At 59.2% G+C, this 16,877-nt stretch carries 12 protein-coding genes; 7 read left to right on the top strand and 5 right to left on the bottom strand.

The features are described from left to right. Positions 1-83: 83 nt before the first annotated feature. From F552_RS0104965 to hemC, 3 genes are read right to left on the bottom strand one after another with little or no spacing between them, the layout of a single operon-like run. The gene (locus tag F552_RS0104965) at positions 84-1,301 is read right to left on the bottom strand and encodes a heme biosynthesis HemY N-terminal domain-containing protein (RefSeq protein ID WP_018150622.1); all 1,218 of its coding nucleotides are present in this window, start codon (positions 1,299-1,301) and stop codon (positions 84-86) included. After that, positions 1,298-3,187 (bottom strand): uroporphyrinogen-III C-methyltransferase, encoded by a 1,890-nt coding sequence (locus F552_RS0104960; protein ID WP_018150621.1) that lies wholly within the window; start codon positions 3,185-3,187, stop codon positions 1,298-1,300. Before F552_RS0104960 ends, F552_RS0104965 begins: the two co-directional genes overlap by 4 nt. Before the next feature lie 35 nt (positions 3,188-3,222). Beyond that, entirely contained in the window at positions 3,223-4,164 is a 942-nt protein-coding gene (hemC, locus tag F552_RS0104955; protein WP_018150620.1) for a hydroxymethylbilane synthase, read from the bottom strand. A 785-nt stretch (positions 4,165-4,949) separates the two neighbouring features. On the opposite strand from hemC, the gene ppc reads away from it, so the two are divergent. The 4 genes from ppc (at position 4,950) to F552_RS0104930 (ending at position 11,036) form a co-directional block, all read left to right on the top strand. After that, positions 4,950-7,706 (top strand): phosphoenolpyruvate carboxylase, encoded by a 2,757-nt coding sequence (ppc, locus tag F552_RS0104945; RefSeq protein ID WP_018150618.1) that lies wholly within the window; start codon positions 4,950-4,952, stop codon positions 7,704-7,706. Between the two features lie 172 nt (positions 7,707-7,878). Continuing rightward, complete coding sequence (locus F552_RS0104940) at positions 7,879-8,952, top strand: 3-deoxy-7-phosphoheptulonate synthase (protein WP_018150617.1); 1,074 nt, start codon at positions 7,879-7,881, stop codon at positions 8,950-8,952. Positions 8,953-9,069: 117 nt separating this feature from the next. Next, entirely contained in the window at positions 9,070-10,449 is a 1,380-nt protein-coding gene (locus tag F552_RS0104935) for an MFS transporter (RefSeq protein ID WP_018150616.1), read from the top strand. A 101-nt stretch (positions 10,450-10,550) separates the two neighbouring features. Further along, positions 10,551-11,036, top strand: a complete 486-nt coding sequence (locus F552_RS0104930) for a hypothetical protein (RefSeq protein ID WP_018150615.1) — start codon at positions 10,551-10,553, stop codon at positions 11,034-11,036. Here F552_RS0104930 and miaA read toward each other — a convergent pair. Both miaA and mutL read right to left on the bottom strand, forming a co-directional pair. Next, on the bottom strand, positions 11,033-11,986 hold the full coding sequence (gene miaA, locus F552_RS0104925) for a tRNA (adenosine(37)-N6)-dimethylallyltransferase MiaA (RefSeq protein WP_018150614.1): 954 nt from the start codon (positions 11,984-11,986) through the stop codon (positions 11,033-11,035). The two genes, F552_RS0104930 and miaA, sit on opposite strands and share 4 nt — an antisense overlap. Before the next feature lie 2 nt (positions 11,987-11,988). Continuing rightward, a complete protein-coding gene (gene mutL / locus F552_RS0104920) occupies positions 11,989-13,875 on the bottom strand; it encodes a DNA mismatch repair endonuclease MutL (protein WP_018150613.1) in 1,887 nt (628 codons plus the stop codon). Between the two features lie 564 nt (positions 13,876-14,439). On the opposite strand from mutL, the gene F552_RS20910 reads away from it, so the two are divergent. The 3 genes from F552_RS20910 to F552_RS20690 all read left to right on the top strand — a co-directional run. Next, on the top strand, positions 14,440-15,687 hold the full coding sequence (locus F552_RS20910) for a methyl-accepting chemotaxis protein (protein ID WP_018150611.1): 1,248 nt from the start codon (positions 14,440-14,442) through the stop codon (positions 15,685-15,687). Positions 15,688-15,716: 29 nt separating this feature from the next. Continuing rightward, positions 15,717-16,082 (top strand): response regulator, encoded by a 366-nt coding sequence (locus tag F552_RS0104910; RefSeq protein ID WP_018150610.1) that lies wholly within the window; start codon positions 15,717-15,719, stop codon positions 16,080-16,082. A 118-nt stretch (positions 16,083-16,200) separates the two neighbouring features. Beyond that, positions 16,201-16,877, top strand: a 677-nt coding sequence (locus tag F552_RS20690) for an Hpt domain-containing protein (RefSeq protein WP_033374785.1), incomplete at its 3' end; no start/stop codon positions are given.

Here is a 16,877-nt window from a genome sequence, read left to right as displayed (position 1 = left end):
CTGACAGGAGGGGTGTTGCTTGTCGGCAGTTTCGTGCCATCTGACAAGACACCTCCCCGTGTCGGGTATCTCAAACGGATGGTCTAGCCTTCGTCCTCGGCCAGGGCATCTTCGACTTCGCTGGCGGCGGCTTCAAAATGCAGGCGTGCGGCGTCGTGTTCTTCCAGCTGGGTCAGCAGGCGAGCCAGTTCGATATGGGTCACGGCCGAGCTGGCCACGGCCAGGCTGGCTTCCAGATAGCTGCGGGATTTGCCCCAGAGCTGTTGCTGTTTGCACAGGCGGCCCAGCGTCAGTAGCAGGCTGGCGTCGTTCGGGTGCTGCTTGAGCCAGTCTTCCGCTTGCTGGATGCGGGCCAGCAGTTCCTTGCCGGACAAGCCTTCGGCCGGCTGGGCAAAGGCCAGTGCCAAGCCTGGTTCCCACTGGTTTTTCAGTGCATCGGCAATCAGTTCGCCAGCCTGGTCATATTGCTGCCAGCTGTTGAGCTTTTTGCTGGCGGCCAGCACCAGTTTCGGATCTTTCTGCAGGCTGTCGTCCAGTTTGTGCCAGAAACGCTTGAACTGGCTGGCGTCGCGGATTTCGTCCTGCAGTTGCTGGGCCAGTGCGTGCCGACGCATGCGGATGGCCTGTGCCGGGTTGATGGCTTCGCTTTTTTCCAGTTGCTCGATCAGGGGCGGAATCAGGGCGTGCTGGCCCAGTTGCTGACGCGCAGTCAACTCCAGACGCAGGGCTGTCGTCAGCTTGGGGGCAATGCTCTGTGCGTTGGCCAGCGTGTCCAGTGCGTCTTCGAACTTGTGTTCCTTGATCTGCATGTTGGCGGTGGTCATCAGGCGGGCCAGCTGGGTGTCTTCCAGCGCCAGTTCGCTGCGAGCCAGGTAAGCGTCCCGCTTGTCGATGTTCTTGATGGCATCGGAAGAAGCCGCAGCAACCAGTGCGCTGATGGCACGTGGTTTGGCGTCGATTTCCAGATCCAGTGCTTTGGCGGCAATACGTTCTGCCCGGGCGTAGCGTCCTTCAAAAAAGGCGACCAGGGCGTCTTGCATGTGCTGCAGCGATTCTGCCTTCTTGCGGCGTTCGTGAAACGCCCGTACCTTGTGGGGCAGGGCAATGGTGGTGGCGATGGCACGTACGATAAAGTACACCACTACAAACGCCAGCACGGTAAAGAACACCAGCGCATTAAAGCTGACGTCTATCCGGTATGGCGGGATGATCAGGATGGCATAGCCGGTGTTGACCTTGGTGACCAGGGTCAGCGCAACCGCCAGTGCAAACAGGGCGAGGGTCCAGAATAAAGCTCTCATTGCGCCTTGCCTCCTGCAACCGGCGTGGTGGCAACGTCGTTCTGGGCGGCTTTCAGGTTAGAGAGCGCTGTCAGACTCTGGGCCAGGTCGGGCAGCGTCACGTGGATGTCGGTGGCGCTCAGACGGTTGAGGGTCTGAATGGCGTTGGTGACTTCACCTGCCTGGCGGTCAAAGTAATTGGACATGATCAGGCGTGCCGCACCCAGATCGGTACGGAAACTGTTCTGATCCCGCTGCAGCAGGGCGGTGCGGGCGGCAATCAGGCGCAGCTTGATGTTCTCGCGGATGAAGTACGTCTGCTCGGCCGGCAGCAGCGGGGCGTCCGGCTTGTCGATGCGACGGATGCGGATCAGCTGTTTCAGTTCGCTCCAGATTTCACCGCCCATGTTTTTATACCATGGGCTTTCGCCGGCCGGTACATCCGGCGTGGCGACCGGCTTGGTTTGCGGTTTGGCATCAATCACGAACGGCAGGCTGTCGACGTTGGCCAGCAGGTTGTCCAGTTTGAGCGTCATGCCTTCGCTGTCAATGTCCGGCAAGGCCTTGAGCGCTTCGATATCCTTGGTCAGTGCTTGGCGCAAGGGGATGAAACGCAGGCTGTCAAAACCGGTCAGGCGGGATTGCGCGCCTTCCAGTGCCACCAGGGCGGCACGCGGGTTGCTGGCAATCTGGATCTGCTGGCTGGCGGCCATCAACAGTTGCTCGATTTCGGCCAGTAGCAGGTTGTCCCGGTGCTGGGACAAATCCTGATACAGCGTGTTTAGGGTGTTCTGCTGGCTTTGGGCCTCTGCCAGACGGGATTCCACCACGGCCAGGCGGACGCGTTCGTTCTGGCGGTCGCGGTCCAGCTTGTCGAGTTCGATGCGGCTTTCGCGCAGGAAGGCTTCGGTCTGGGCCAGTTTCTTGCCGACTTCCAGTTGGGCTTGGGTCAGCTGTTTGCGGTTGTCGGCCCATTGCCATGCAATCACGCCCAGCGCCACCAGGGCCACAATCAGGGTCGGGTTGAGTTTGTCCACCAGTCTGTCCCCCAGGCGGGAGGATGTCTGGGCGGGCGGGGTGGTTGGCGGTTGGCTTTGATAGTCAGACATGGCTGTTTCGGTAATATGGCGAATGGATGGTGGAGACTTTAACACGTCCGCAAGCGTCAGGAGTAGGGACTTGTCGTCTGTTGCGGCAGAAACCACGACAAATGCCCCCAATTCGTTCAGCGTGTCGGCGATTCTGGGCTGGCCGGTAGCGACGGGGACGGATTGTAGCTGCTTCTTCAGCGTATCTCCACCGGCAGTCATCAGGTACCGTGCCGCCTCGCTGCTGGTGACCAGAATGGCGTCGGGCGGGTTGACCGCCATCAGGCTGGCCAGCCTGGCGGCCAGATCAAACGGTGGTGTACGTTTGTAACAGGTAATGTAGGTAACGTCGGCTCCCCGGGCGGAGAGGGTATCGCCTAGCGTCGGGCGGCCATCCTGGCCTCGGAAGATATAAATGCGCTTGCCGGACACCTGCTGCAACTCGGGCAGTGCCAGCACGCCTTCGGAATCAAAGCGCGTGGCGGGGCAAATGATCTGGTGAATGCCAGCCGCCCGAAGTGCCTGGGCGGTGGTTTTACCCACGGCAACGGCAGTGGTGGTAGCCGGCCATGGGGCCTGCGCCAGCAGGGTCGGCACCGCAAACTGTACGGCATTCGGGCTGACAAACACGGCAAAGGCGTGGTTGGCCAGGGCCACTGCAGCAGACGACAGTGCCTGGGTATTGTCTGGTGGCTGGATGTCCAGCAGCGGCAGCAATAGCGGTTCTCCACCCAGTTCCCTGACGAGCTGCATCTGTTCTTCGGCCTGGTCTACCGGCCGGGTGATCAAGATGCGTTTTCCGGACAAGGGAAGTGGCATGGAGAGATCCTTTTGAGTGGGTGGGTGCGTCCGGGTCAGGCCAGCGATGCCATGATCTTGTCGGCGCCCTGCTTGACCAGCGCCTCGGCCACGGATCCCCCCAGCTGGTTGGCTTCTGCCACTGCGTCGTCGCTAAGCGTAACAAACTGCTCGGCCGTCAGGATTCGGCTGCCATCGGGCTCGGCCACAAAGCCGCGCATCCGTAGCGCATTGCCTTCCAGTTCGGCAAAGCCACCCAGCGGGACCTGGCAGCTGCCGCCCAGTGTGCGGCTCATGGCCCGCTCTGCGGTTACACGGATGGTGGTCTCGCGATGCCCAAGGCTGGCGATCAGCTCGATCAGTTCTGGCTGGTCGTCTCGGCATTCAATGCCGACGGCGCCCTGGCCGACGGCTGGCAGGCTTTGTTCCGGGCTCAGGATGCCTTTGATGCGTTCCGGCAGGTTCAGGCGCTTGAGGCCGGCCACTGCCAGAATAATCGCGGCATACTGGCCTTCGTCCAGCTTGCGCAAGCGGGTGCCCAGATTGCCGCGCAGCGGCTGAATGTTCAGGTGCGGATATTTGGCGCGCAACTGGCTTTCACGGCGCAGGCTGGAAGTCCCCACCACGCTGCCGGCAGGTAGTTCGTCCAGGCTGTTGTACTGGTTCGATACAAAAGCATCGCGCGGGTCTTCGCGCTCCAGAATGGCGGCCAGCGTGAATCCTTCCGGCAGGTGCATCGGCACGTCTTTCATCGAATGCACGGCGATATCGGCACGTCCGGCCATCATGGCGGCTTCCAGCTCCTTGACGAACAGGCCCTTGCCGCCGATTTTGGACAGCGTGACGTCCAGTATGCGGTCGCCCTGTGTGGTCATGCCCAGCAGGGTGACTTCAAGTGACGGGTAGGCTGCCTTGAGCAGATCGCGGACATGCTCGGCTTGCCACAAGGCCAGTGGACTTTCTCGGGTTGCAATGACCAGACGTTTAGGGGTAGACATAGAGTTCCTTGCCAGTTTTCCGTTCGGGGTGCCGGTGCAGTCTTGGCGAGTGCTGGCAGCCCCTGTTTACAGAAAGAATTGTAGCATGGGGTTGGGCGATTGCAGGGCGAGCGAGATGGTGTTTTCCTGATCCGTATCAGCATTGCGTGGATTTGCATGAATGCCACCCATGCATAAAAATGTTTTGCAGCGCGGTAGCAAATCGTGCAAGATAGGAAAAGTAGTATTACTACTTAAAAAATAAACAAAAAACAGTAGTAAGACTATTGTAAGGACAAGTGAATCCGTGTCGGCTTTCCCCGTGTAATTGCGCATGGGCAAACCGGCCGGGTCTTTGATAGACTTTGATGTGCCCTGCAGAAAGCTGCCCGCAACAACCGGACAGATAACGAGGGCCTGTTCACACTATTTTCTCGAGTGCGAACCGGGTGAAAACAACGTCAATCTAGACGCGTGACGACGCCCAGACTGGACGTCTGGGCGAGGAGCGCAACAACGAGTGACGTTGTTTTCACCCGGTTCCCTTCGGGTTGCGGCCAAAAAGGTCATGCGCCGCGTTGCGAAGCCTTGCCGGGGGCCTACCCCGACGGCGTTTCGCGCCTTGCGTATGACCTTTTTGTTCTGCAACGCATCTCGAGAAAATAGTGTGAACAGGCCCTAACAACATCAATGCAAAAAAATCAGCATCCATCGGCCCGTTGACCAGGCCGAACAAGAGATGTCTCAGCGATGCGTATCCGGATGATATGTATCGAATGTCGCTTAGTACGTACAGGGGAAAGTTCGTGGAAGAAGGTGCATTAGTATTACGGCGTGACAAAGACGCGCCATTGCAAGAAGACATTGCGTTGCTGGACCGCTTGCTGCAAGAGGTACTGGCCTGTGTGGAAGGCGAAGAAACCGGCGCGACCATTACCCGCATCCGGGATACCGCCCATGCCTTGGCAGAGGCACAGCCGGCAGAACGCGCCGCGCTGGAGGCCGAGCTGTCGCAGCTGTCGCACAGCAATACCGTAGCGCTGGTGCGTGCCTTTGGCTATTTCTCGCATCTGGCGAATATTGCAGAAGACCTGCACCACAACCGCCGTCGCCGCATTCACCGCATCGAAGGTTCAGCGCCACAACTGGGCAGCCTGCAGCATGTGTTGCAGCGCCTGGTAGAGAACGACATCAAGCCGGGTTCCGTGATCGAACTGTTGCAGAACGGCTGGCTGAGCCCGGTACTGACCGCACACCCGACCGAAGTGCAGCGCAAGAGCATTCTGGACTGCGAGCGTGAAATTGCCCGCTTGCTGACGGTGCGCAGCAACCCGTGGCTGGTGCCGGAAGAAAAAGAAGCCAATACCGAAGCCCTGCGCCGTCTGGTGCTGACCCTGTGGCAGTCGTCCGAAATCCGCAGCTTCAAGCTGACCGTGTTTGACGAAATCCGTAACGGGCTGGCCTACTACGACTATACCTTCCTGCAACAGTTGCCGGCCCTGTACATGCATCTGGAAGATGCGCTGTCCGAACAGCTGGGCGCCAGTGTTGAGCTACCTGCGTTCTTCCGCATGGGCAGCTGGATTGGTGGTGACCGCGACGGCAACCCGTTTGTGAACGCCGAAGTCCTGCGCTACGCCTTCAAGACCCAGGCCGAAGTCGCCTTCAAGCATTATTTCGAACTGCTGGCACGGCTGGAATCCCGCCTGATGCTGTCGACCCGCGAGGTGAATGTATCGCCTGCGCTGGCTGCCCTGGCGGCCAGCTCGGTGGTGCAACCGGAAAGCCGCAAGGACGAGCCTTACCGGCTGGCGTTCATGGCCATTCGCCAGAAACTGGCTGCCAAGGCCAGTGCCCTGGGGCTGGACGGTGTGGTGACCCAGTTTGAAGGCGCCGAGCCTTACGATACACCTGCAGCGTTTCTGGCTGACCTGGCCCTTGTCAGCGCATCGCTGGATTCACACAACAGTGGCTGGCTGAACGACGGCACCATTGCCCGTCTGCGCCGTGCCGTGCAGGTATTCGGTTTCCATCTGGCAACCATCGATGTGCGTCAGCATTCCGGTGTACACGAACGCATCGTGACTGAACTACTGGCATCAGCCGGGCTGGAGCATTATCCGGCACTGGACGAGCAGGCGCGCATCCGCGTGCTGTTGCGCGAGCTGACTTCGCCAAGGCCGTTGCGTTCACCGTATTTCAGCTACAGCGAAGAAACCGCCAAGGAACTGGCCATTTTTGATGCCATCCGCGACATTCGTCAGGCGTTTGGCAAGGATGCCATCGTGCATGCCATCATTTCCAACGCCAATAGCGCGTCGGATGTGCTGGAAGTGGCCCTGATCCAGAAAGAGTGCGGCATGTTGCGCCTGGCGCCGCAGGTCAAGGCCGACCTGATGGTGGTGCCGCTGTTTGAAACCATTGATGACCTGCAGCGCAGCGCCAGCATCATGCAGTCGCTGTTCGAGCTGCCGTTCTACCGTTCGCTGATCGATGCCAAGCGCGGCACCCAGGAAATCATGCTGGGCTATTCGGACAGTAACAAGGATGGCGGTTATCTGACCTCCAACTGGGAGCTGTATCAGGCCGAAGTGGCCCTGGTGAAGGTTTGCGACGCGGCTAACGTCAAGCTGCGCCTGTTCCATGGTCGTGGCGGCTCGGTAGGTCGCGGTGGTGGCCCAAGCTATGAAGCGATTCTGGCGCAGCCGGCCGGTACCGTGCGTGGTCAGATCCGCATTACCGAACAGGGCGAGGTGATTGCCTCCAAGTACGCCAACGCCGAGATCGGTTACCGTAACCTGGAAACCCTGGTGGCCGCGACACTGGAAGCCAGTCTGATCCATCCGCCGACTGACCTGACCGACCCGGCCTGGCTGACCGCCATGAGCGAGCTGTCCAATGCGTCGTTCCGCGCTTACCGCGGTCTGGTGTATGAAACAGCCGGTTTCGAGACCTATTTTGCCCAGGCTACCCCGATCAGCGAGATTGCCGCGCTGAACATCGGTAGCCGTCCGGTGGCGCGTGGCGGCTTCAAGGGCATCAGCTCTTTGCGCGCCATTCCCTGGGTATTCAGCTGGTCACAATCCCGTCTGATGATTCCGGGCTGGTACGGCTTTGGTACCGCAGTGGCCCGGTTTGTAGAGACGCATGGCGATGCTGGCTGGGAGCTGTTATCCCGCATGTATGCGGAATGGCCGTTCTTCAAGACCGTGCTGTCGAACATGGAGCAGGTGCTGGCCAAAACCAACCTGACCATCGCCGCCCGTTACGCCGAGCTGGTCGAAGACAAGACCTTGTCCGGGTCGGTGTTCGGTACCATCGTTTCTGAGTTGCAGCGCACCGTGGACGCCATCTTGCAGATTACCGGTAACGAGGCGCTGCTGTCCGGCAACCCGACACTGGCACGTAGTCTGAACACCCGCCTGCCGTATCTGGACGCCTTGTCGCATATCCAGGTGGAGTTGCTCAAACGCCTGCGTGGCGGGGACGAAGACCCTGCCATCAAGACCGCGATTCTTCAAACCATTAACGGGGTGTCGGCCGGCTTGAGAAACAGCGGTTAATCCGCCCGCCAGCCAACTGGACTCCATCCTGTCTGAAACGCCGGGGGCTGTCGCATGACGGCCCCTTGCTGTTTGTGCCGGTTGGCAGCCGCTGCAGCTGTCGCAATGCAGCAAAATCAAGGTATGATGTCACACGACATTACCCTATCTCTGTTCTAAGAAGAGCCACGAAATGACCCACGCCAATCTGGAAAACCTGAACGTGATCAGTCTGGATGACATGCCGTCCCCGGACGAGATCAAAGCCCGTGCCCCGCTGTCCGATCTGGCCGCCGCGACCGTCGAAGCCGGCCGCGCTACCCTGAAAAACATCCTGGATCGTCAAGACCCGCGCCTGTTTGTGGTGCTGGGTCCATGCTCCATCCATGATCCGGTGGCCGGCCTGGATTATGCCCGCCGCCTGAAAGTGCTGGCAGAGGAAGTCAGCGACGTGATGGTGCTGGTGATGCGGGTGTATTTCGAGAAGCCGCGTACCACCACTGGCTGGAAAGGGTATATCAACGACCCGTACATGGACGATTCTTTCCATATTGAACAGGGCATGGAAAAAGCACGCCGCTTCCTGCTGGACGTGAACGAGATCGGTTTGCCGGCAGCGACCGAAGCGCTGGACCCGATTTCCCCGCAATATCTGGGCGACCTGATCGCCTGGACGGCGATTGGTGCACGTACGTCAGAGTCTCAGACGCACCGCGAGATGTCGTCCGGCCTGTCGACCCCGGTCGGGTTCAAGAACGGCACCGATGGCTCGCTGGATGTCGCTTTGAACGCGATTGTCTCGGCCAGCAACCCGCACAGCTTCCTGGGTATTAACGGCCAGGGCCGCTCGGCCATCATCCGGACCCGCGGTAATGCCTACGGCCACGTGGTGCTGCGTGGCGGTGGCGGCCGTCCTAACTATGATTCCGTGAGCGTGGCGATTGCCGAAGGCGCGCTGAAAAAAGCCAAGCTACCGCAAAACATCGTGGTGGATTGCTCGCATGGCAACTCGTACAAGAAATACGAACTGCAACCGCTGGTGATGACCGATTGCATCAACCAGATCCGTGATGGCAACCAGTCGATTGTCGGCCTGATGATCGAAAGCAATATCGAAGCCGGCAACCAGTCGATTCCGGAAGACCTGAGTCAGCTGAAATACGGTTGCTCGGTGACGGATGCCTGTGTGGATTGGGCAACCACTGAGCAGATGATTCGGGACTCGGCCGCGTTGCTGCGCGGGCATCTGGGTGCACGAAAAGCCTGATTTCTGGCATGAAGGCATTCCCGCCCGTCGGGAATGCCGGTTTGTCCGCTGTCGATGTCGCATGCTTCGCCCGCTTCTGATGGTATCCACGCTTAAGTCTTGATAACGGTTGTATCCATGTCCCGTGTTGTCATTCTCCCGCTGATTGTGGCCTGTGCGCTGTTTATGGAGCACATGGATGCGACGGTCATCGCGACCTCGCTGCCCTCGCTGGCGCGTGATTTGGGGGAGGATCCGATCTCGCTGAAACTGGCGTTGACGGCATACGTGGTCGGACTGGGTGTGTTTATCCCCGTTTGCGGCTGGGTGGCAGACCGTTTTGGTTCGCGTACCGTGTTCAGCAGCGCCATCGTGATTTTCATGATTGGGTCGCTGTTGTGTGCCGCGTCGTCCAGCCTGCCGGCGTTTGTGGCGGCGCGCTTTCTGCAGGGTATCGGCGGGGCCATGATGGTGCCGGTCGGGCGCATCATCATTTTCCGGGCGGTGGACAAATCTGATCTGATTCGTGCCATCAGCTACCTTACCATTCCGGCGCTGATGGGGCCGGTGATCGGGCCGCCGCTGGGCGGGTTTATCACTACCTACTTCCATTGGCGCTGGATTTTTCTGGTCAACATTCCGATAAGCCTGGTGGGTTTGTATCTGGCGCACCGTTTTATCGACAATACCCGCCTGCCCACCTCAGACCCGCTGGACGTCAAAGGCTTCCTGCTGTCTGCCGTCGGTGGTTCGGCGTTCATGCTGGGCATGGCGCTGATGGGCAGCGGCCTGGTCGCCTTCTGGAAGGCAGGCCTTCTGTTGCTGGTGGGAGTGATCGCGTTGCTGGGTTACTGGCAGCACGCTAGGGTGCATCCCAAGCCGCTGATTGATTTCCGCTTCTTGCGTATTCCGACGTTTAGCGTCAGCGTGCTGGGCGGCTCGCTGTTCCGGATCGCGCTGGGGGCAGTGCCGTTTCTGCTGCCGCTGATGTTGCAGGAAGGGCTGAAATTCAGCCCCTTTGTTTCCGGACTGATTACCTGTGTGTCGGCCTTTACGGCGATTTTCATGAAAGGGCTGGGGACGCGCATTCTCAAGCGCTTCGGGTTCCGGCGCGTGCTGATCTGGAACGCGCTGTTGGCCGGACTGGGCGTGGCGGCCTATGGCTTCTTTAGCGCGCAAACCCCATTGATCTGGCTGGTGCTGGTGGTGGCGCTGGGCGGCTTTTTTCCGTCTTTGCAGTTCACCAGCCTTAACACCATGGTGTATGCCGATATTGAAGACCATGATGCCGGTCGGGCAACCAGCTTTGCCAGTGTGGTCCAGCAGTTATCGCTGGGGATGGGGGTGACCGTGGCGGGTATGGCGCTGCATGCGTCCATGTATGTGCGCGGGCATCATCAACTGGCGCAGAATGACTTTTTGCCGGCCTTTCTGGTGATTGGCCTCTGCTCTGCCGCATCCATGCTTGTCAGTCGCCGTTTGCCGGCAGACGCAGGCCATCAATTGACCCGCAACTAGCCAGACTGTGTTGCCGGCGTTGCACTCGGACGCAAAGTATGTGATCGTTACCGCTATGTTTGCAGCGGTAACGTCGGTACGGGCGACGGAGTGAGGTCGATGTGAATAGTGTGGAGAAAAAACAGCTCAATGAACAACTGACCTTTGCCAGGTTCAGTCAGCGCCTGGGGATGGCCCCTGCGTGGCTGGAGGTGAGTAGCCGCCAGCCGCCGGAGCCCGACTTGCTGTGTGTGCACGCCACGGATGGGCCGATCGCGTTTGAGCTGGTGAGCCTGACCGACCACCAGATTGCCGAGCGTCATGCCGTCGGGGCGGATGTGACCCGCGGCGATGTTGACATTCATGACCCGTCAGAAGAAATTGTCCGCAAGAAACTCAAGCGGGGCTATAGCACGCCGGCCAGGCATATCGAGCTGCTGATCTACACCGACGGTCATATCAGCACCCCGGACGAGATCATCATTCCGACCATCCGCCCCTTGTTCGATCAATATTCCCATCCCTTCACGCGCATCTGGTTCATGGGTGAACATGAAACCGGTTGCTTGTGGGATCGTACCGCCAAATCCCACCGGCTCCGTGGCTAGTCTTTCTGTTTGATCCACTGGCGCACCCTGTCGCCAATGGCTTCCGGCAACCCGGGCTGCAAGCTGTCTACCGTCTCCCAGCCCGTCATGCCGCGCAACCAGGTGAGCTGGCGTTTGGCCAGTTGCCGGGTTGCGGCGATGCCTTTTTCGCGGAAGGCGGGCAGGTCATCCTCCCCCGCCAGATAAGCCAGCGCTTGCCGGTAGCCCACGCAGCGCATGCTGGGGAGTTCAGGCGTCAGTGTCGGGTATTTGTTTAGCAGGGCGCGGACCTCGTCAATGAAGCCCATCGCCAGCATCTGGTCAAAGCGCTCGGCGATGCGCTGGTGCAGGACGGCGCGGTCAGACGGAACCAAGGCCAGGTTCAGCGTCTGGTAGGCCAGCGGCTCGCTGGTTTGCCGGGCCAGCAGTGCCGACATGGGTTCGCCGCTGACTAGGCAGATTTCCAGCGCCCGCTGCACGCGCTGGCTATCACCGGGTTCCAGTCGCGCTGCCGTCACCGGGTCTAGCGTCGCCAGTTTCTGATGCATGGCCGGCCAGCCGATCTGTGCCGCTTCGGCTTCCAGGGTGGCGCGAATCTCCGGGTCGGCTTCCGGCAGGTCGGACAAACCTTCCAGCAAGGCCTTGTAGTACAGCATGGTGCCACCCACCAGTAACGGGATGTGCCCGCGGCGGGTGATGTCATCCATCAATTGCAGCGCATCGGTACGGAACTGGGCGGCCGAATAGCTGTCGGTCGGGTCGATGATGTCCAGCAGAAAATGCGGTGCTTCGGCCAGAAACCCGGCGTCCGGCTTGGCAGTGCCGATGTTCATGTCCCGGTACACCAGTGCCGAATCCACACTGATGATTTCGACCGGCAGGGTCCGGCACAGGTGCAGGGTGCTGGCGGTCTTGCCGCTGGCCGTCGGGCCGGCCAGCAGGATGGCTTTGGGTTGTACGGTGGCCGGCATGTTTACTGGCCCCGCATGAAGAGTTTGTCCAGGTCATTCATGCTGAGCTGGAACCAGGTAGGCCGGCCATGATTGCACTGGTCAGAACGCTCGGTAATCTCCATTTCGCGCAGCAGGGCGTTCATTTCCGGCAGGGTCAGGTGGCGGTTGGCGCGCACGGCACCGTGGCAGGCCATGGTGGCCAGAATTTCATTGCGGCGCGCCACCAGTACATTGCTGCTGCCAACTTCTGCCAGGTCTTTCAGGATGTCACGCACCAGCGCTACCGGGTCGGCCTTTTGCAAGGCGATGGGCACGGCACGCAAGGCCAGGTGTGTGGGTGACACGGGGGCCACTTCAAACCCCAGGTCACGCAGTGCGTCTTCCTGTTGCTGGGCGGTTGCCATTTCCAGGCTGGTGGCGTGAAAACTGGCCGGAATCAGCAGCGGCTGGCTGACAATGCTGTGCTGGTCCAGTGCCTGTTTCAGTTTTTCGTACAGGATACGTTCATGGGCGGCATGCATGTCGACCACCACCAGCCCGTGCTGGTTTTGGGAGAGCACGTACACCCCATGAATCTGCGCCACGGCAAACCCCAGTGGCGGAGACTGGCTGTCGTCCGTTACCGGCAAGGGTTGCTGGAAGCCGTTGCCGGTTAGTGTGGCGAATGAAGATATCGGCGAGGTACCACTCTGGTACGGCAAGTCCGATGCCGGCCGCAATTGCTCGAAATACGCCGGAGTATGTTCCCCCACGGCCAGCGGCATGCTGGTTTGCTGGAAGCGCGGCCACGCCGGCTGGGGGGTGCCGGTCGCAGGAGGCTGGTAGCTGCTGTTATCAGCGGCGTATGTTGGCGTATTACCCGTCGCAAACGCACTGTTGTCTGGCGGCATGGCGGTTGTCACTGCGGACTGACTGCCGGCCATGGTGCCCGCCAGTACCTGCTGGATGGCACCTTTCAGCAGCCGGTAGACGGCGCCGCTGTCCCGGAACTTGACCTCGCTCTTCTGCGGGTGGACGTTCACATCCACCAGATCCGGCGGCAGGTTGAAGAACAGCGCGTAGACCGGATGCCGCTCATGGTGCAGCACGTCCCGGTACGCCTCCCGCAGTGCATGGCTGACCAGCTTGTCGCGGACAAAGCGGCCGTTGACAAAGAAATACTGGGCGTCCCGGCTGGTACGGGACTGGGTCGGGCTGCCGATCATGCCAAAGAGGCCCAGCTGGCCGTTGGCGGCCTCCACCGGTAAGCCTTCTTCCATGAACGACTCACCCAGAATCGCGGCAATGCGGGCCTGACGGCGCTGGGCCGGGAACTTCCAGCAGACGCGGCCGTTGTGGGTGAGCGAGAATGCCACGTCCGGCCAGGCCAGCGCCAAGCGTTTGCAGGTTTCATCGCAGTGGCCAAACTCGGTGGTGGCGGTTTTCAGGAACTTGCGCCGTGCCGGGGTGTTGTAATACACGTCCCGCACCTCGATGACTGTTCCCTTGTGCAGGGCGGCGGGCTCTGGCGCAGAAATCTCGCCTTCCTGCACCTCGACCTGCCAGGCATGGTCGGCACCTTCAAAGCGGCTGATCAGGGTTAGCCGGGAGACGGCGGCGATACTGGCCAGCCCTTCGCCACGGAAGCCTAGCGTACCGACCTGTTCCAGGTCGTGCAGCGAGGTGATCTTGCTGGTGGCATGCCGGGCCAGCGCCAGCGGCAATTGGTTTTTGTCGATGCCACAGCCATTGTCGCTGACCCGAATCAGCGCAATGCCGCCTTCTTCCAGCTGGATGTTGATCTCAGTGGCACCGGCATCCAGACTGTTTTCCAGGATTTCTTTCAGTGCGGAGGCGGGGCGTTCTACCACCTCGCCAGCAGCAATCTGGTTGATCAGGTGGTCGGGCAACAGGGCAATCGTCGGCATGTGGGCAGATCAGGGAAATAATCCGTGCAGTATAGCCCAAATGCCTGCCCGGGCTAAGCCTGTCGGCTCCCTGCGTGTGACCTGGCTGATGCATTGTCGCTATGTTGGTGACGGATGAGAGAACTGCTTTCGGTTACTTTTTGCAAATTGTAATTTGAACTTGCTGGAAACTGATTTAGCACAAGACTTTTCATTGCCCGCAGAGGGATAATTATCGGCTTTGCTAAAGGCCATTTCAGAGATGCGCCTTGGCAGTGAAAACAGATTTAATTGGCATATAAAACTTGACGATCTCCCTGCCATTGTCTATCAAGAAAGCTGTGCAAGCCTGGGTCGCTTCGCCGTTTTTGTGATGACTGACGCAGTTTGGTGGGTCGTCATGTCAGGGGCATTCTTCAGGTAATGAAATTGTCAATCCAGTCATGCTGTTTTTCCATTCATTTATTGCCTTGGCGACTGTATTTACCCATGTTTGGATATATTAATTGACACTGTAGTCATTTATTTGGCAATGTGTATGTCCATAACAATTTAACAAGCCTCCAGATGGCATGAAGAGGCGTGATGCAATCAGAAATAGCAAAAGGGGCTGCTGTGGCCAATAACAAAACCATTTTCCGTGCGTTCGTGCTCTTGATAGTGGTTCTGCTGGTTGAGGCTGGCTTCGTAGTGTCCGGTCTGATGCCGTTAATCGATGTTGCCATCCAGTCGGTCGTGATGCTGGTGCTGTGGGGGGCTGTCGTGCTGATGCTGCGTGACAAGGCATCGCCAAAGGCAGACAGGCCCGTGCCTGATTCGGGCGGACAGCAGGTGTTCCAGCATTTGCGCCAGGCCGATCATGAATTCATGCACCAGTTTGATTTGTCCCGCTCGGAACTACAGCGGGTACTCTCCATCCTGAATGGCGCAGCTGACGGCTTGATCAAAAGCTTTACCAGCATTACAGACCAGGCCAAGTACCAGCAAGAGCTGGCCTACCGACTGACGCATGGTGCGACCATGTCTGACTCGGGCGAGTCCATCACCTTTGAAGATTTTGCCTCGGATACCTCCAGTACGCTGGCGACTTTTGTGGACAGCACGGTCCGCAACAGTACCATCGGCATGGCGCTGGTGGAAAAAATGGATGATGTTGCCCATCAGGTCGCCAAGGTGCTCGGGTTCCTGGGGGATATTGAAGCCATTTCCAAGCAAACCAACCTGCTGGCCCTGAACGCCGCCATTGAGGCCGCACGGGCGGGCGAAGCGGGCCGCGGTTTTGCCGTGGTGGCCGACGAGGTACGCAACCTGTCGCTCAGAACCAACGAATTCAGCCAGCAGATTCGTAACAATATTGATCTGGTGCACAAATCCGTCATGGACGCGGAAAGCCGCATTGCGGAACTGGCGGCACAAGACATGAACTTTGCCTTGCAGTCCAAATCCCGTGTTGAACGGACCATGTCAGCGATTCGCACGCTCAATGACGAAATGGCACACACCTTGAACGAGCTGGCGGGCATTGCTGCGGTGGTCGAAACCAATACCAACCAGGCGGTGTCTGCGCTGCAGTTCCAGGATCTGGTCAGCCAGTGTATTGGCCATACCACACGGCGGATGGAGCGCATGCACGATGTGTGTGCCGATATCTCCCGTCTGCAGCAGATGCTGGAAAAAGACCCGGCCCAGCTGAGTAACCCCGAATTCCTGCAGCAGAAGCTGCCTGTCCTGATTGAAGAAATCAATACCCGTATTGCGGCACTGCACGCAGATGTCGAATTTAACCCGGTCACACAGCACACCATGGATACTGGTGACATCGAGCTGTTTTAATCCGGCGCTTTTTCTGGAGGAAGTAACACATGGCCAAAACCATTCTCACCGTTGACGACTCTGCTTCTATTCGTCAAATGGTGGCATTTACCCTGAAGTCTGCCGGCTATGCCGTGCTGGAAGCGGCAGACGGCAATGCAGGTCTTAGTACGGCCAAGAGCAGCAGCATTGACCTGATCCTGACCGACCAGAACATGCCGGGCATGGATGGCCTGACGCTCATTAAAGCCCTGCGCGCCCTGCCGCAATACCGCTCTACCCCTATCCTGATGCTGACCACCGAAGCGGGTGATGCCATGAAACAGCAGGGACGGGCTGCCGGTGCCACCGGCTGGCTGGTGAAACCGTTTGACCCGCAAAAACTGCTGGAAGTCGTGAAAAAAGTCTTGGGCTGATACCGGTTTCAGAGACAAGAGACAAATAGCAAACGGCAACTGGTCAGGCACTTGGCGCTGGTGACAGACAACGCCCGCTAGTGCCTGGCGGTGATATGGATGGGTGACGGAGTAGGCGATGAGTATTGATATGTCCCAGTTCCACCAGGTCTTCTTTGAGGAGGCGGCGGAACATCTGGCGGAAATGGAAGCGTTGCTGCTGAAGATCGACATCCAGCAGCCGGACGCCGAATCGCTGAACGCGATTTTCCGTGCTGCGCACTCGATCAAGGGCGGGGCGGGTACCTTCGGCTTTACCGACCTGACCGAAGTCACGCACATTCTGGAAAACCTGCTCGACCGCATTCGCAAACATGAGCTGGGCTTGACCAGCGAGATGGTGGACGTATTCCTGCAGGCGGGCGATATCCTCAAAGACCTGCTCGATGCCCACCAGAGCGGCCGGCTGGCCGATGAAGAACCGGCGCGGCTGATTTGCGACCGGCTGCATGCCCTGGCTGGCAGCCATGCCGCGGTCCCCGTTGCACCGGCTCGCACCGCCCCCCGTCACAACGACCCGGCGGTGACGGAACACCGTTTCCAGATGGCCATCAGCCTGACGCCTGAGCTGATCGACACCTTTGACCTGAAAGCCATGGAAACCCGCCTGCAAGGGTTTGGCGAACTGACCATCATTGCCGACATCCCGCGCGACGATGGCGGCTTTCAGCGGATTTATACCTTTCATACCGTCTCGACGCTGGAAGACCTGCAGGACATGTTCGGCTTCCTGCTACCGGAATCGGCGTACCAGAT

The sequence above is a fragment of the Leeia oryzae DSM 17879 genome, from assembly GCF_000376945.1.
In the GTDB taxonomy this organism is placed as follows: domain Bacteria; phylum Pseudomonadota; class Gammaproteobacteria; order Burkholderiales; family Leeiaceae; genus Leeia; species Leeia oryzae.
The sequence above is the reverse complement of the archived record's forward strand: the minus strand, read 5'-3'. Positions and strand labels throughout refer to the sequence as shown.

What these genes read in the sequence shown, in the direction of transcription:
- F552_RS0104960 (WP_018150621.1), bottom strand. Translation starts at nt 3,187, where the DNA reads ATGCCACTTCCCTTGTCCGGAAAACGCATCTTGATCACCCGGCCGGTA.
- mutL (WP_018150613.1), bottom strand. Translation starts at nt 13,875, where the DNA reads ATGCCGACGATTGCCCTGTTGCCCGACCACCTGATCAACCAGATTGCT.
- F552_RS0104940 (WP_018150617.1), top strand. Translation starts at nt 7,879, where the DNA reads ATGACCCACGCCAATCTGGAAAACCTGAACGTGATCAGTCTGGATGAC.
- F552_RS0104910 (WP_018150610.1), top strand. Translation starts at nt 15,717, where the DNA reads ATGGCCAAAACCATTCTCACCGTTGACGACTCTGCTTCTATTCGTCAA.
- F552_RS0104965 (WP_018150622.1), bottom strand. Translation starts at nt 1,301, where the DNA reads ATGAGAGCTTTATTCTGGACCCTCGCCCTGTTTGCACTGGCGGTTGCG.
- miaA (WP_018150614.1), bottom strand. Translation starts at nt 11,986, where the DNA reads ATGCCGGCCACCGTACAACCCAAAGCCATCCTGCTGGCCGGCCCGACG.
- hemC (WP_018150620.1), bottom strand. Translation starts at nt 4,164, where the DNA reads ATGTCTACCCCTAAACGTCTGGTCATTGCAACCCGAGAAAGTCCACTG.
- F552_RS20910 (WP_018150611.1), top strand. Translation starts at nt 14,440, where the DNA reads ATGCAATCAGAAATAGCAAAAGGGGCTGCTGTGGCCAATAACAAAACC.
- F552_RS0104935 (WP_018150616.1), top strand. Translation starts at nt 9,070, where the DNA reads ATGTCCCGTGTTGTCATTCTCCCGCTGATTGTGGCCTGTGCGCTGTTT.